Genomic DNA, 17,306 nt, shown 5'->3' with positions numbered 1-17,306 from the left:
TTGGATTGCGCAATAAGTGGAACAGGCTTAGCCCTCTTTGAAGAATTAATTCAGATGGAGCATGCCGAAGGGGTAATCTCGCACTTGCACGAACATGTAGAAATAAAATGGCGGTTCGAGGAAGTAACCCCGACTGGTGCATCCGGCGATCCAAGCAACGCAACACTGGGAAAAAGGTAAGAAACTCGACGAAGTTGCGCTCGCAAATGTTGGAGGTTTTTGTGAGGAAGATGGATGAATGTGGATGGGAGTATGGATTGAAATAGATATGAAGTAATATGATGTATGACCATTTTCTATCAGGAAAGTACAAATTGAGTTCCGTAAAGAGAGACTGCACTGACCTAAGAAAATGAGAAAAATAAAAACACCTTACATTGCAAAACAGTCAGAACTAATTTTGACGGGTCACGGGCAATTATAGAAAAAAGCTGCCACAGAGAATCAGTTTAAACTGACTTTCTGGACAGTCCCTTCCCTCTATCATTATTCAGTTGCAGTTTATTGAAAAAATACCGGACTAGCCAGGTATCTAATTCGTTTTTCTTTAATAACTCGACTTCCCGCATCAAATTAAGCAAATACTATCTTTCCATCCTATTGTTTTAATTAAACATGTTTCGCAGTGTTATCCATTTCAACATAAATAGCCAAACAGATTACTGATGGCTGCAATTCTTCTTTATTTTATTTCAGAACAAGTCGACTTGAGAGCTCATTAGAATTTCACACTGAATCCATTGAATTGATGAATACCAGTGCCGAATTTAACTTTGTCATCTTCTCTCAAAATATCAACTGCATTCTTTACTTCTTCTAAAATCGTAGAATCAAGTCCTATTGTAGTATGAGCTCCATAAATTTTAGTTACATTAGGGATCATGGTTAATTTTTCTAGGGATTCAACTAAGTCAACTGAGGGTCTCCCACTACGACATAAAAAGTCAGCAAACCTCTGCTGACTTAAATGATCTCTTATTGAGCTAATTCAGACGTTACCGTTACATCCAATAAGAAGATTATAATTTCTTTTCAAAAAAGGTTAGAGATATATTATCATTTACTGTGGTCTCGTTAATAATTTCAAAGTCATTCTTTTTATAAAAACTGACTGCTGGAGTATTTTTAGAGCCTGTCGCTACTTTTATTTTTTCAGCTTCGAAATATCTTGTCACAAAATTTAAGAGTTTCTGAGCAATCCCTTTTCTAAAATGAGTTGGATGCACAATTAGTCTGTGTATATCAACAACAATATCTTCTACTTTCAATGATATTGCACCACATAGTTCTTCCTCTTCATAATAACCAAAGAAAATTTCTTCGCACTCTTGCAATGTTTTGACTGTATCTTTCAATGGTGGTATTTCATCGGAACCGATTATTTCTGCCTCTACTTTATAGGATGGTATTTGAACGTTTAATACATCTTTAGCGTTATCTCTAATACTAATGTCAATTATTTTAATCATTTTATCCCCATATCCAATTATTTTTTTCTCTTCCAACTAACCTGTACGCTTTATTACAAAACCCAATTCTATTGTACCAAAATTATACAGCTAGAAGGTGTTTGAAAAAGGATAAACATTTGCTACTATTAGATTCATCTTTAACGTATTTCCAAAATAAATATATTGTCGGCGAATTTCATCTTCGCTTCGACGCATTAAGATATGACGGAGTTCAAGTTGCACTATTTCAGTTCTTCTAATTCCTGTTTCTTCGAATATCTCTCATAAACAAGACTCTTCAGGACTATTATGTTCATTAGCTTCGACTTGTCCACCAATTCCAGTCCATAAATTAGGTGCTAACTTTTTCTTGGGAGCGTTTCAGCATCAATAGTTTATCATCGTTAAAAAGATATGCCCCAGTCATAATTCTCATTCTTACCATAAACATCGGACCTTTTAATTCTTTAATTCAGTAAGAAATATTTCCTTAGTACTGTACATTAGGGGCCGGATGCGTCAGAAAAAGCCAACAGATCACTGTTGACTTTGATTATGCTTATTAAACGTAAGCACCCTGCTAGTACAATAAGAATTATTAAAGCTGTTTTTTACTTTAAAATCATTTGCTTAATACTTTTAATTATTCCCATGTGGAGATTTTCATGGTTCATATGAAAAACAAGCATATCTCCCAATGTTCTCATACCTAAAAAAGATTCTTTAAGTGGTTCATCAAGGTGTCCCTTACACTCTTGTTCAATAAGAATAGCTTGTTCTTCCAGGTGCTTAATTAGCTTATCCATTGACGGAGGTTGTTCAGTCCAATTTTCTGGATTACTCCCACTCGGAAACATCAAGTGATAAGATAAAGGCATTTTTCTCTCCTCATTAACAGCTGGGAACATTGTATTATCCCAACCTACTAAAATATGACCAGCATTCCAACGGATACTGTTATTATGACCATGTGGAATTTGATCAGCGACTTCCTCGGGAATTGTACGAAGAAATTCAACAGTCCAGTTACGCCACATTTTCATTTGTTCAAATAATTGTTCTTCACTCATAATTATCCTCCCCCCTGTAATTTTCTGACTTTCTTGTGATACAATTCGATAATAACATAATATTACAGTTTGGTAGGTTGAACAAGAAATCTTACGCCTCCACTTTCTCCCTCAGCATTTCACACATATCATCCAGCCATTGAATGCACCTATCTTTCAACATCGGATTCGGATGTCGATAAAATGGGAAATCTCTACGTGGCAGCCCCTCGATAGCAAAAAATCTCGAAATGAATCCATGAGCCTTCATTTGCATCTTCTTTTATGAACTCATTCGTCCCCCATGCTGCAATCACTCTTGTCCGATCTGTTACTAGTTAATGAATGACTACTTTTGGAGAGTGCGAATATCAGGTATCTTAATAGTTAAAACGCCGTTCTAATTCACGTGTAATATGTTATTTTGATCATAACCTACTGGACAAAATCAGTTTGATATAACAAAATGTGCTTCCATCTTCGCAAATATTGTCCTATCAAGAGATGATTTACAAAAAACTTGCGAAATTTTTATATCTACTATACAATAGATATACTTTATTATTAAAGGGTGAACTTTTTGTTAAATGTAGAATTCTAGTCTAAATCAACGCTATAGCTTAATTTTGTAGAACAATCCACCTATATAGTGGTGTTTTTTGTTATGCAAAAAAGCAAGATTAGAATTAGTTAGTTTCCAATAAACATTTGGCGCGACTAATTTTAGTCGCGCTTTTTCTATTTGTTGATTTAGATAATTTTAATTTTTTCTTATTAAAATTAAAAGGATGAATCTACAATGCAAAAACAATTACAACAAATTACGGATGATATGCAGCTTGAAGAGCATTATCACACATTAGAAAAAGCTTTACTTGCTTTATATTTCCATAAAAATTGCACGACAAAATCTTTAGCTCATACAACAGATTTACCAATACCTATCGTTTCTGCAATGAAAAAAGAGTTTGCCAAGCAAGGTTGGGGTAAACATAGCTTAACGAAAAAAGGTCATCTTGCAATCTCCCAATATTTTCAACTGTCAGGTGCTGATAATAAACTCTATCTTCAATTAACGACAGATGAAGCATTTCGTACAGAATGGATTACACAAAATATAAGCGAGTTAAATACTATTTATGATGCTAGACCTACAGCTGATGTGACAATTGATCAAGCAAAATGTACAGTTGAGACAGCCTTAAAACGTGCATTGCTCGCACTTGACTATGCGATGCTTCTCAATAAGCACATTTTATGTTTAGGCGATGATGATTTCATTAGTATTGCATTAGCATTTTTACTAAAGAAAATCGCTCCACATTCTGCAACTAAAATTGTTGTATTAGATATTGATAGACGAGTTTTAGATACGATTAGCAAAATAGCTAAGGACTATGAGCTTCCGATTAAAACAGATCATTATGACGTTCGGGAGCCTTTGCCTAAAACACACGCCCATCAGTTTGATTGCATTTATACAGATACACCGTATACCTTAATTGGCGCACAGCTTTTTTTATCACGTGCGATTAATGCATTAAAGCCAGAAGCAATGCGGCATGTGTTTTTTTCCTACGCTAAACGCAGCTATCAAAAGCAGTGGGAGCTACAGCAAAGCTTACATGCTATGGGCTTCGTCATTGACAGTATTAAATACGACATAAACACCTATGAAGGTGCGCAGATTTTAGGTGCTACAAGCCAGTTATTCGTATTACAAACAACAGAGCGAATGACTTCCTATATTCCTGATCAGCGTAAATTCACGCGATTAATTTATACAGGAGAAATTGAGCGGAAATCCGTCGTTTATCAGTGTGTCGATTGTCAGCACGCACTTACAGTCGGCACTGGTAATCAATTCAACACGATTGCTCAACTTCAAGCAAGTGGTTGCCCGAATTGCAAAAGTAAAAAGTTTTCACAAATGAAGAGAACAGTACAAAAGATACAACCACAGCAAGTATTAGGTCATCATATTTTATTAGAGTTGTACGATTGCAATGATGCATTACTTAATGACATGCAACAAATAAAAACGATTATGAGTCAAGCTGCCCATAAAGCAAAGGCAACGATTGTGACGGAACATTTCCATCACTTTTCACCTTACGGGGTTAGCGGTGTAGTCATTATTCAAGAGTCACATTTAACGATTCATACGTGGCCAGAGTACGAATATGCGGCAATAGATGTTTTCACTTGTAACAGTAAACTAGACCTGCAAGAGGCAGTTCAATATATTACTGAGCAATTTAATGCAGGAAATGTCACACAGCATTATGTACATCGAGGTACATAAAAAAATGGGTGTAAAAGCCCTTAAAATGCAAAGAGGCTGGGGCATAACTAGCTTCAAATAATGAGAAAGGTGAATTTGAGTATGCTCAAATTCACCTTTCTCTATTTTTGCGTATAAGACTCAGTTGTTGGCAGTGTATTTTCTTAAATTCACTGCCATTAACGCATAGCCCATTTCGTTTTCAACCTTCGATTTCCCTCGAACATAAAATCGAATGAAACGCAAATCGGCTTTCAAAAATCCAAAAACTTGTTCTACATCAGTTTTTCGCCGACGATAGATGGAACCCGTTTTTTCATCTGAAAGCTTCGCTCTTACATATTCTTTTTGTTGCTCCCATTTTCCGTTCACTATTAGCTTTCTATATTTTCCTTCTTTCGCTTTCGTACATGACGAACGAAATGGGCATCCCGAACAGTCTTCACATTCGTAAACTTTAAATTCACCCGTGAAGCCAGCTTTATCTGTGCGGACAGAGTGATTTTTAAAGAGAAGACGTTTTTCATTCGGGCATGTATACACATCATTTTCTTCATTATACCGCCAGTTCGCTGAATTGAACTTGTTCTGTTTGTATTTCTTTTTTTGTTCTTTTATGTACATACCATATGTAATTTATGCCTCCCGTTTCCGCTTCGAGAGGATGTCATCATAGTTCTGTTCGCTGCCGTATCCTGCGTCTGCGACAATATGCTTCGGTAATCTAAAATAGTTCTGCTCAATTACGTCCAGGAATGGGATTAATAGCCGGTGACATTTTACTCGTCGTAAAATGTCACCGGCTTTTTCATTTCAGAGGAGGGTTTTGTCCCAGCCTCTGATTATTTACACTTCACATCATTTGTAAATTGAATAATCTGTTGTAATCTCACCCTATCAACATTCCCTTCAATTGAATGTAAGCCAGATTTATATAAGATGAATTTATCCTGGTTCAGATCTTTAAAACCCGCTTCTCGCAACAGCTCTAGCGTAATATTATTGAAGCCTCGTTGCCAAGCAATACATCAAGTCGACTTTCCATAATCTCCTGTTTAAGACTTCTCATCTTATCTATATTTATCATTTCGAGTATTTAAGCAAGGATACTTGCCTTTATCAGTCCTTTGATCTCCCTCATAAAACCAAGAGTGATCGCTGAAATCACTACTATGTAGATCGAGAGTAGAATGACAATATAAACGATTTCTTTATTCTTAAACGATACAATCATCGGTAAAATCACAGAAAAGATAATTGCAATCCATGACATTCCAGGTTTAAAGATAGATAAAAAAGACTTTTTATTTTTTCCTTTTCGCTATGGAATTGTAAGTATGCTTCAATTAAATTTCTCTCTTTCTTTGACTTCACACCCCTTCAACATATCTACCCAAGCCTGTGTTACTTGCTATTTGGTCCGTCTTGACCTGGCCTTTTTCCAAAAAGGAAGAAACCTTCACGACCTAACCCCCTTGAGTTTATCGATACCCCATAGATCTGACCCAAGATTTGTAATCTGCAGACAATAACCCTTAACAGATTGTCCATACAATGCGAAAAGGCGGAGCATAGTGTAGTAACAAAGGGCAGACATGCCTTTTTAATTTTGGGAAGGGAGGGATGCATTATGGCTTGCGAAAATTTACTGTGTCAAGAGTTCGCTAGAATTCTGGGAGGGATTGGAAGCTTCGACAACGGGGTTTGTCTCGTACAAAAATTTCGAGACATTGATTTCACTATTCTCGGACGTGAAACAAGATCTCCATTGGTGAACCCCCAATTTTTCACTTTTGAGGGTATCGATGAAGAAGGCAATGCGCTAAATTTAGGGGAAACTGTTTTATTAGAAGAAGAAATCAACCCCCTATTAACAGAACTTCGAAGACGCAATATTCTTGTGACTGCGGTGCATAATCACTGGTTATTTGATGAACCGAGGGCAATGTATATGCACTTTGAATCCATCGAACCGCCACTCCAATTTGCTAGAAAAGTAAAAGGAGCTTTTAGAGTATTGGACAGGCAATAACATAGTTCCAGACACCCCGCAATTTTGATTGTTCGGAGTGTCTATCATCATAAAGATAAGGCTCGTTTTTGGCGCATTTCCGATATACCGGAATGGATAGTACGTGGAAAAGAAATCCCCTCGTTCGTAAACGAGGGGATTCCCGGTTATTTCAAGTGCTTATCAAAAAACTCGACCATCGCATGATAAAATTCAATACGGTTTTCTTCATTTTGGAATCCATGTCCTTCATTTTCTTTTAACATGTATTCGACATCAATGCCCCTCTTCTGCAAGGCTTCCACGATTTGATCGGACTCAGCCTTGTTGACGCGAGGGTCGTTTGCACCTTGCGCAACGAATAAAGGTGTCTTGATTTTGTCGGCATGGAAGACAGGGGAAACCGCTTCAAGCAATTCCTTATCCTCTTCTGGGTGACCGACTCGTTTGTATAGATCGTTTCTCATCGTTTCCCAATATGGCGGAATCGTATCGAGTAACGTAAAGATGTTCGAGACGCCGACATAATCTACAGCTGCTGCATATAAATCCGGCGTGAACGTAATGCCCGCTAATGTGGCATATCCTCCAAAGGAAGCTCCGTAAATACCGATCCGGTCGGGATCTGCAATACCTTGGTCGATTGCCCATTGGACACCATCTGTAATGTCATCTTGGATTTTCAAGCCCCATTGTTTATTGCCCGCGTCCGTGAATGCTTTTCCGTATCCAGTCGAGGAGCGGAAGTTTACTTGGAGAACCGCATATCCACGATTGGCAAGCAGTTGTACTTCCGGATTATACCCCCACATATCACGTGCCCAAGGGCCGCCATGCGGGTTGACGATTAACGGTAATTGTTCAGGTTTTTTATTCTTCGGTAATGTTAAATAACCATGAATCGTGAGGCCATCCCGGCTTGTATACGATATCGGATGCATTTCGGCTAGCGAATCCCGATCGATCCATGAAGCCAACTCTGTCAATTTCGTCAGTTCTTCCGTTTCCGCATCGTAATAATAGTAGGTGCCATATTCCTTATCACTCGACACCGCTACAATAAATTTATTCATTTCTTTATTGTAATCATTGATCGACAATTCACTTTCACTAACGTTAAGTTCTGCCTGTAAGTTCTTAAAGATCGTTTCAAACTTTTCGTCGAAGAACACATAGTGAATTTTATCTGTCATATAGACGCTTGCTAGAATGGCGTCCTGTGTGGAGTCATAAATTGCGCCAGCGACATCTACTTGCGGGTTGGCATAAAGGACTTTCTCATTCCCTTCCAAGTCGAATACGACTAGTTCAATTTTATCGCGATCCTTATTGGATGCTGCATAAATGGATTTATTATCTTTCGAGAAAGCAATTGGTGATACCGTATCTCCTGCTTCCGTTTGGATAAATGGCTTAAATTCATCCTCTTCCGTTTCACGGTAAAGAATTGTACTATCCACCCCGTCTGATTCAATCGCGATTCGGATCTTGCCATCATGATCTGCGAGCCATCCTGCAATGTTGCCTGGGTTTTTCGCTACATGATCCAGTTCACCTGTTTTGATATTGAGTCGATACACATCAAAGACGGTCGGATCTTCTTTATTCATTCCGATGAGAATCTCATCTTCTACGTCAGTCAAATTGCTGATCAGTTGTACACGAACACCGTCATATGGCGTCAAATCACGTTCTTCCTGGCCGTTGAAGCTGGACGAATAAATATGGTAATTTTCATCACCGCCGTTATCTTTCAAATATAAAATATGGTCACCTTTCCAAAACGACGCTGCTACATTCCGATCTTTGGAACTTGACACACGAATGGGCTCATCATCACCATCCATCTTTTTAACAAAGACATTCATTCGATTTTCCCACTCGGAACTATATGAAATATACTGTCCATCAGGTGACATCTCGTAACCGAAATCTCCAGGGTTTTTCATGAAATCTTCTACCGAAATTTCACTTACCCCTTTGTTATCGATTCCCTTTAACGTATATTGTTTAGCGTTCTCAAGGATGCTGTCCATTTCTTCTGCTGTAACGGTTTCATCCGCTTGACTATAAACTTTTAAAAGCCCATGAATTTTTGCGGATTTCAAGTAGTCGGAAGTCGTCTCTTCCTTTTCCTCAATACCAAGAGCCCGGACTAAGAATTTGGAAATATCGCCTTTTGTAATGTCCTTCTTGGAGCTTGCTGCAGTATTTCCAGTCCATAGCTTGGCAATCTCCTCTCTCATTTCCTTCGATCCGTGTTGATACGTCAATACATCCAAAGTGGATTGGATGAAATCATCTACGGATACGGGTGCATCCGCTTTTACATTTTCCGCAACACGCACAGTTTCCCGATCAATGGTCCGAACTGAATCGTTGGCTTGCGCACCCAATGGATAGGACATAAGAAGCGCTGAAGCCATTACCGCCAGTAACGCTTGTTTCTTCACAGGTAAATTCCCCCTTTTACTGTATTACCTACATAGTACACTTATACACCTGGAAGTGTCAAATAAGTAGGTATAGTTTAATAATTATTACGAAATGAAAAACGAATAGTTTCATTTTATTCACAAATTTCATATCCGTTTTATTTAAAAATGAAAGACTATGATATACCTCACTCAATAAATGATGCGACCATCATTTTTTTGCTGACTGCTCCTTTTTAAGCAAAGACTTATCCTCTCTTATGATGAGCTGCTTGTTAAAGCGTATACTCACTAAACTGACTACATTAAATGCAAAATCTAATTCATTTTTCACCTTTTCACTTCGATTTCTTATTCAAGCAACCCATATTTCCTTTGCACTCTCTGCAAAACTTTCAGCCAACTTGTCCCAAAAATAAGAAGGAAAAAGACATTCGAAAGGGCATGCGCCAAGTCAAAATATACACTGGAAATGTAAATCCCTGCAAAAAATCCCCAAGATAAAGCTTCAATATTACTGACAATAATCCACATATTCATGAACCAGCCAAATAAATATCCCCATACAAAGCCGAATATGCATTTGCCCCAAACCGTTTTCAACCACCATGCATTGCGCAACAATCCTGCCGTCATCCCCATCATGCCCCATGCGTACATTTGCCAAGGCGTCCAAGGGCCTTGGCCAAGAAAGAAGTTCGACACGATTGCGGCCACCGCACCGACAATGAAACCCGATTCTGCGCCGAATACAATGCCGGCTATTATGATAATAAATGAAGTAGGCTGCACGCTCGGCAAGCCGGCAAAAGGCACACGCCCAACAGCGGCTATAGCTGCAAGCATGGCGAGCAACACAACTTCTCGGCCGGCCACTTCTCTCCATTCAAAGCGGGCAAAAAACGGAAGCATAATACACGCAATCATGATGAAACTTAACAGTAAATAGGCTCGATAATGAAATAGCACGATCGACGCGACCAGCAGGATGAGCAGCACAACAGAAACAGATATTAAATAGTTGCGTGAACGCTCCATGATCCAACAGCCTCCTCATACGTCAATACTTCCGGTTGTTTCGTTTCGCGTGTCGCCCGGTTAATGGCCGTTGTGTAGAAATAGTTCCCTTTGAACAATTCATGTGGCGTCCCGTCCGCCGCAATTTCCCCATCGAACATCATTGCACATCGTTTTGCATATTGAGCTGCGAATCCGATATCATGGGTAACCATGAAAATGGTCAACCCTTGCCGTTGCAGCTGCGTCAGCAATTCACCCAATTGTTGCTTGGAGATCGGGTCCATCCCTTTTGTCGGTTCGTCGATGAACAGCATTTCAGGCTGCCCCATCAAAATACAGGCGAGTGCCGCTTTTTGCATTTCTCCCCCTGAGCAATCATACGGATGTCTTGAACGTAAATGGGAAATGCCGAATGCATCCAACAACTTGTCCATTCGCATCTTAGTATCCGACAAGTGAAGCCGATCGCCTATACGGATCATCTCGTCCTCAATCGTTTGGTGCACAAAATATGTACGCGGATTTTGCGGCAAATATGCAATTTTGCCGTGCCACTCGGAATCTTTCATTTTTCGAATGTCTCGTCCACCGTACGAAATCTTTCCTCGTTGCGGCTTGACCCCACCTATGCTCGCACGCAATGCCGTCGTTTTCCCGCTTCCATTTCCGCCTACCAATGCAAAGAAATCTCCTTTTCGAATCGTCAACTGAAAGTTCTTCAAGACAAACGACGCTTTTTTCTTATACTGATAGTGAACGTCTTCCATCTCTAATAAAACCGGTCTATCTTCTCGTTCCTCATGCAAGTTTGCTGCGTTCCCGCCCACGGTTTCATCCCCGCCAAGCCATTGCTTGCACTCTTTGACGGTTAACGGAATTGATTCGCGGAGCGGTTGGGACTCGAATTCCATATACAACCGTGCAAATGCAGGTAAATATGGAAATAATCTTATCGCTTGGTCCTGATAGATTTCGTCAATCACTTGCCTGCTGCTCCCGTTGTAAAGCAAGCGTCCCTGCTCTATGAACACCACTCTGTCCGCCATGGCATACAACTCTTCCAAACGATGCTCCACTAACACGATTGTCATACCCGTCTCCTTGTTCAACCGTTCTAACATAAGAATTAACTCTTTCGCCGCAACCGGATCAAGTTGGGATGTCGGCTCATCCAACAATAGAACACGCGGTTTCATCAGCAGAACAGACAACAGATTCAATAGTTGCTTTTGCCCACCAGACAGTTCGGACGGCTTTTCCATCAATAAATCCTCGACCCCAAAAAAGTGGGCCATCTCCGCCACGCGCTTGCGCATTTCAAAATTGGAATAGCCAAGGTTCTCCAGTCCGAAGACAATTTCCTGCATCACTTCATCCATGACGATTTGATTGTCCGGGTCTTGGAAGACATAACCCACCTGCTCAATCAATGTTCGCTCTTCCCAGTCTTGTATCTGCTTTCCTTTAAACTGTATACTCCCTTTCAAATTACCGGTAGGCGCCAATTCTTTTTTCAGCAGTTTCAAAAGTGTCGTTTTTCCACTACCGCTCCCACCTCCGATCACAACAAATTCTCCCTCGTGCACCGTCAGACTGATATCTTGCAATACATTTTGATCTGCATCCGGAAAAGAAAACGTTACTTCATTTAATCTGAATAATTCCATTTCAGTTGCTCTCTCCCTTCCACAAATACTGGAAATAACATGACTGCTAAACTGCTAGTAAGTACAACCCAATCGAGCGGATAAAAATGAAGTGTTCCAAGCATGGGATAGATGATGATTTTCCCGTAACCTAAAAAACCTCCGACAACACTAAGATTAAAAAGCAGGAATAAACAAACAAGCCTATTCCGATCCATCTTAGTGAATCGGTAAGGAATATAAGGGCTTCTCTTGACCATCCCATAACCTCGCGCTTTCATCGAATCCGCAGTTTCAATCGCTTCTTCCAATGACCACGCAAGCAAGATCTGCATAATAGACATGCCGCTTTTCGCACGATTTCGAATCGATCCTTGTCTAATTGTCATCCCTCTCAATCGTTGGACATCTTGGATTTCCGTCAATCGCCTTTTTAATAACGGGACGAACCGGATGGATAGCATGACTAAAAAAGCGGTTTTCGGCAAAATCCGCGAAAAAATGTAAAGTATTTTATTGCCATTCAACACCGCATTCAATGAAATGAAAAGCAGCAAAATCATTAGCAATGACATCGATGTGACGATGCCGTACAACGTCGCTTCCAAGGTGACTTGCTTCCCGCGGAAGTAAAAAAAGATATGTGTTCCGCGGGAATTGATAAACGGATTGATCAATATGATCAGCAATGCCATAACCATCATCATTGGTGCCCATTGTTTCAATGCACGCCCACTGCCATGCGCCAAATTGACCGCTATTAACGATAGGCACCCTGCCAACAGAACTACCGGATGATTAAAAAACATCGCAAAGAAACCAAGGCAAATATAATAGAAGAACATGACGAACGGATGAATGGATTGAATGCCATTTCCCATGAGCCCATCCCCTTTCTTTACCGGCGGAACGGCTTCAAATCGGCGTTCAAGTCTACACCCAAATTCGTCGTATACAGCCATTCTACGCGGTCGCCGTCTTGCAAAGGAACAACGCCCGCTCCACGATCGGGAAAGATGCCGTTAACGCGGTACATCCATCCGCTCCCTTGCCCTCTATCAAATTCATATACATTGGCGATGCCTTCTATATACGCCGTCGCCCCTTGGCCGCCTCGATAATCCATTTGGATCTTATGCTTCTTCGTCATTTTAATTAAAGCCGAAAGGACGGTTTCACCTTCTTCAATCTCCAACTCAGTTGGTTGCAACGGCACCTCACTGGAAGAAATGACGATTGAATAGACGACTTGATTGACTTGTTTTGCCGGTTTCTCTTCACTTGGCTTCGTAGCCGGGTTTTCCTCCTCTTTCTTTGTTGGTTCTTCTTTCTTCACCGGTTTTTCCACAGGTTTTTCTAAGGGTTTTTCCGATTGTGTAGCGGATGGCTTCTCTGACGGTTTAGTAGTAGACTTGGGCGAAGCAGTTGCCGGTTTTTCTGCTACAACAGAAGAAGACTTTTCCGTTTTTTTCTCTTTCGGTGTAACTTCTTCGGGGCTGTTCTTTTTATCATTTGAATACTCTTTCGCCTTCTCAGGTTCTAACGGCGATGTTTCGGGTTCATCCACCGCGTTTTCTATTTCTGCATCGTTATTTTCGGCAGATGACTCTTCCTCTACAAGCGTATCGTTTTCTTTTTGATAATCACCGCCAGCCAACTCCGTCTGCTTTTCTTCCTCCAGCCCGGTCGGCTTTTGGAGACTTGTTCCACAAGCAGCAAGAACAACAGATAGTGTCAAAACGAGTAGAAGGTTCTTCAATCTTTTCCAGTCCCTCACTAAATGCCCCCCTTAAAAAGACAATCTTGCATTCAAAAGAATGCAAGATCGCTCCATTAGTTTGTATTCAAAAACTCAATGAACATCTTCGTCGCTTGCGCCCGGCTTGTCGGATCCCCCGGCATGTACTTCCCATTCTCTCCAGATGCCATTCCTAATTCGTGTACCATATTGATTGCTCTTTTCGCTTCTGCATTATAGTTGTTACTATCCAAAAATGGAGCTTTCACTTCTCCTGCATACTTCTTACCGTTTTGAATTTCATATGCGCGGTAGAACATCAGCGCCATCTGTGCACGCGTTACTTTTTCTGTCGGCTTAAACTTGCCGCCTTGCCCTTTAATTAACCCATAATGATAAGCAGCTGCAATTTCCGCTTGTGTTTCTTCCGCGTAATGTTTTGTATCCGTAAACGGATTCTTTTTATCCGTCTCCAACTCCAATGCACGAACAAAGATTGAAACAGCCTGCGCTCGCGTCAATGACTGATTCGGCTTAAATGTGCCGTCTGCATATCCTTTCACCAATCCTAATTCAACAGCTTGCTGAATGTAATCAGCAGCCCAATGCCCGGCTGTATCTGTAAATTGCTGAGGCGTCGGCGTTGGTGTCGGTTCTGGATTCGGAGCAGGTCCCGGCTTCACCGAAGTATCCCTAAAGTCGTACAAAGCGCCTTTTCCATTGACGAATAAATCAAAAGCGACCAATGCTTGCAACGTTTGTTCTGTTGCCATTCCATTCGAATCGCGGTCATCAGACAGATGCTTGAATCCGCCATCATTCGCCTTAAAGCTTAATAAATGATCGATTAAGTTGATGTTATTTTTTGTGAAGGATTTACTTCTTGGATCAATTCCATTTGCTGTTAATCCAATAATGACTTGAGCAGTCGCTTCACTTGAAATGCCTCCAACAAAGGATTCTTGGAAACCGCCAGTTGGTCCTTGGGCTTCAGACAAATAGAGAACTGCCTTGTCAATCGCTTGTTTTACGGTTGCTTGATCTTTGTATGGCGCGAGTGCAGTCAACGCCATTGCAGTAATATCGATGCTTGTTGCAGCATCCTTCGAAGCTTCTAGACTCCAAGAACCATTCGACTTTTGCGTTTGCAACAACTCCGCGACTAACTTCTCCCGATTCCATTTCGCATCCTTCGGTATAGCATAATTTTTCGAATCCAAAGCAACAAGAGCAAAAATCACGCCATTATTTCCTTGGAACGTTAAACTATCTTCCCCTGTTATCCATGATTCACTGTTGTAAATCTTGTCGATCAAATTAAACCCTTTGCCATCGACATCGGTAGGATCGATGCCCAATACACCTGCAGCCAAGGCAAGACGCTCCACATCTGTGATTTTCATACGCCCTTTGCCAGATTTGCTGATGACTTGGTCGTTCAGCGTTTCATTGAAATGCGTCAAATAACTGGACGGTACTTCAATTCCTGATTTATAAAGCCCGATTGCTTCCCATTCCGTTTGAACACCATCCCGCAACAGCTTTTGCTGCGCATCTTTAATGGCTGTTTCAATCTTTTGGGCAATGTCAACACTTAGAGGAGGCACCGGGTTTTTATCTCCCGGTTTTGCAGGGTCCTTATCACCCGGCTTACCGGGTTTCTTGGGATCTTCTGGTTTTTCGCCTTCATTCGGGTCCCATATATTCCCTAAGTCTTCTCCTAAGTTCTTAGTATATTGCCAGCGTAAATTGTCTCCGTCCGTTAACTCATAAATGCCCGCACTGAACTGCGGGAACTCCCCATTGACAGAGTACATCCATCCGCTTTTTGGACCTCCGTCAAATTCACCAAGACCATCAATCGCTTTCACATAAACCGTTGGGCCAACTCCTGTAGCATCTATGGAAACCCCTTGTTCCGACGCGACGCGTTGCAAAACGGTATAAGCCGTATCTCCGTCTTGGATCGATACGCGCACCGGCGATATGATATCGCCTTGTCCCATTGTCCGTTTTTCAATCGAGAACAGAATGGTTTGTGCGCTTGGTACTGTTTCTGGTGTTTCTGGTGTTTCTGGTGTTTCTGGTGTTTCTGGTGTTTCTGGATCTGTCGGTGCTTCCTTAGTCGTTTCAAATACTACAAACTGTGTAAAATGTTTTGTCTTAATGACAAGGTCATGATTGTCTTTATATGCATAGACATCTTCCGAAGAACTGCCATTCACTTTTGAAATTAAAGTGAATGTTCCAGTTGAATCAATAAAGCCTGTTTCCTTATCGCCTAATCCTTCAAAACGTAAAGTGACATGGCTATCGAATTCAATATTATTTTCTCCACCAACTTTGATATGAGCATTGATGCGTTTGAGCTCACTACCACTAAGTGCAGCTGAAATTTTATTTCGATCATTATTCGAAGTGATTTTCTTTGTTGGCACTTGTAAAGTGTTATCCCAATTTGTAGAAGTAACCTTTGTGTTACTTGGGATTTCTAACTTTGCACCTGCCCGTTCTGCAGTGATTTTAGGTAGAACGGAATTTTTCAACTCCAAAAAAATTGGTTTGCCAATATCATCATTGGAGTATGCAGGTAATTCGAAATCCTTTTCCACAGGTATAGGCCCTGTTGGTGTTCCAGGCTCGACCGGTTTTTCCGGTTTCGGCTCTGGTTCTGGTGAAGGCTTACCTGCTGGAGAAAATTGCTGCCAAACCGATTGGCCCGATTTAATTTCTTGCAAGGCAATTAAGGATTGCTCAGTCGCCATCATATTCGTAGCGGCATATTTTCCTAATGTATAAGTAAATGCGCCGTTCTCTAATTGGAAACTTTCCAATGCGTCTAAAGGCGTCCTGCCGCCTTTTTGCCATTTCTCGGACATCGGATTTTCTCCTACCGCAACCAAACCTGATATGACGGTAGCAATGCTGTTGGAATTCTCTTGGTTAAATGAATCCCATCCTCCGGTATCGAGCTGTTTCTTCAGCAATACTGACTTAGCACGTTCAATCGCATTTACCGCTGCGCTGTCATCTTGATAATGTCCAAGTGCTAATAGCGCCATCCCCGTCATATCTGAATCCGCTGTTTGTCCTGAGAAAGCGAATCCGCCATCAGCCTTCACTTGTGTCAACAGGTACTTTAATGCTTTGTTCTTGGCACTATTATCCCAATTACCCACATCATACCCTAACTCACTGCCTGTTTCTAAAGCGTGCATTGCCCACATATGCTTGTTTACTCCACCGATTGCACCGTCAGCGTTTTGCTGGGCAGCCAATTCAGCGAATAGATTCCTCTCAGTTTCCCATGCATTGGACGGATCTTTTCCTAATGCAAGAAGCGCAAAGATATAGCGGATATGCAAGGTATCCATTTCATTTGGTTTTAAACCAGGATCTGATTCAACCCATTTCGGTATTTGTACAGTACCATCTTCTAAGTTGAATCCTGAAGCTTTTAACGCAACGATTTCTGTCCAGCTTAGCTCCGGTATGCCATAAGGGAAAACTGTTTTATTATAACGATCTTCTTTATAAAATCTAAATGTGTTTTCTAAAAGAACGTTTACTTTACTGCCATTCGTTCCAGGTTTCAAATCAGGCTCCGGATCAATCTCTGGTTCGGGGCCTATTTCTGGATCTGGATTTGGCGTTGCCTCACTTCCCGGATGA

General features: G+C 40.9%; 11 protein-coding genes and 1 pseudogene. 3 read left to right on the top strand and 9 right to left on the bottom strand.

Translation table 11 applies throughout. The annotated features are described in order from the left end of the window. Nucleotides 1-180: hypothetical protein (locus AWV70_RS24300; protein WP_235588521.1), on the top strand; the 180-nt coding region annotated here is incomplete at its 5' end. A gap of 839 nt (nt 181-1,019) precedes the next feature. On the opposite strand, the gene AWV70_RS02300 is transcribed toward AWV70_RS24300, so the two are convergent. Together AWV70_RS02300 and AWV70_RS02295 are read right to left on the bottom strand one after the other, a co-directional pair. Continuing rightward, nucleotides 1,020-1,505, bottom strand: a complete 486-nt coding sequence (locus tag AWV70_RS02300; RefSeq protein ID WP_306464355.1) for a GNAT family N-acetyltransferase — start codon at nt 1,503-1,505, stop codon at nt 1,020-1,022. A gap of 557 nt (nt 1,506-2,062) precedes the next feature. Continuing rightward, nucleotides 2,063-2,521: a DinB family protein gene (locus AWV70_RS02295; RefSeq protein ID WP_060203953.1), complete on the bottom strand. Its 459-nt coding sequence runs from the start codon at nt 2,519-2,521 to the stop codon at nt 2,063-2,065. A gap of 778 nt (nt 2,522-3,299) precedes the next feature. Here AWV70_RS02295 and speD point away from each other — a divergent pair. Further along, nucleotides 3,300-4,805: an adenosylmethionine decarboxylase gene (gene speD / locus AWV70_RS02290; RefSeq protein WP_060203951.1), complete on the top strand. Its 1,506-nt coding sequence runs from the start codon at nt 3,300-3,302 to the stop codon at nt 4,803-4,805. A 120-nt stretch (nt 4,806-4,925) separates the two neighbouring features. Here speD and AWV70_RS02285 read toward each other — a convergent pair. Next, nucleotides 4,926-5,555, bottom strand: a pseudogene (locus AWV70_RS02285) (transposase); the annotation flags it as partial. A gap of 859 nt (nt 5,556-6,414) precedes the next feature. Between AWV70_RS02285 and AWV70_RS02280 the strand changes: the two are divergent. Next, on the top strand, nt 6,415-6,816 hold the full coding sequence (locus AWV70_RS02280; protein ID WP_060203949.1) for a DUF1259 domain-containing protein: 402 nt from the start codon (nt 6,415-6,417) through the stop codon (nt 6,814-6,816). A gap of 146 nt (nt 6,817-6,962) precedes the next feature. Here AWV70_RS02280 and AWV70_RS02275 read toward each other — a convergent pair whose 3' ends face one another. The 6 genes from AWV70_RS02275 to AWV70_RS02250 all read right to left on the bottom strand — a co-directional run. Beyond that, a complete protein-coding gene (locus AWV70_RS02275; RefSeq protein ID WP_060203947.1) occupies nt 6,963-9,248 on the bottom strand; it encodes a S9 family peptidase in 2,286 nt (761 codons plus the stop codon). A 333-nt stretch (nt 9,249-9,581) separates the two neighbouring features. Continuing rightward, the gene (locus AWV70_RS02270; protein ID WP_060203945.1) at nt 9,582-10,268 is read right to left on the bottom strand and encodes an ECF transporter S component; all 687 of its coding nucleotides are present in this window, start codon (nt 10,266-10,268) and stop codon (nt 9,582-9,584) included. After that, nucleotides 10,244-11,917 (bottom strand): ABC transporter ATP-binding protein, encoded by a 1,674-nt coding sequence (locus tag AWV70_RS02265; protein ID WP_060203943.1) that lies wholly within the window; start codon nt 11,915-11,917, stop codon nt 10,244-10,246. The genes AWV70_RS02270 and AWV70_RS02265 overlap by 25 nt, the downstream gene beginning before the upstream one ends. Continuing rightward, entirely contained in the window at nt 11,899-12,777 is an 879-nt protein-coding gene (locus AWV70_RS02260) for an energy-coupling factor transporter transmembrane component T (protein ID WP_060203941.1), read from the bottom strand. The genes AWV70_RS02265 and AWV70_RS02260 overlap by 19 nt, the downstream gene beginning before the upstream one ends. 17 nt (nt 12,778-12,794) lie before the next feature. Next, nucleotides 12,795-13,673, bottom strand: a complete 879-nt coding sequence (locus tag AWV70_RS02255; protein ID WP_060203940.1) for a DUF4430 domain-containing protein — start codon at nt 13,671-13,673, stop codon at nt 12,795-12,797. Nucleotides 13,674-13,729: 56 nt separating this feature from the next. After that, nucleotides 13,730-17,306 (bottom strand): S-layer homology domain-containing protein (locus AWV70_RS02250; RefSeq protein WP_060203938.1); only part of this gene is annotated, 3,577 nt, incomplete at its 5' end.

This window comes from Sporosarcina koreensis, assembly GCF_001531445.1.
Lineage (GTDB): Bacteria > Bacillota > Bacilli > Bacillales_A > Planococcaceae > Sporosarcina > Sporosarcina koreensis_C.
The sequence above is the reverse complement of the archived record's forward strand: the minus strand, read 5'-3'. Positions and strand labels throughout refer to the sequence as shown.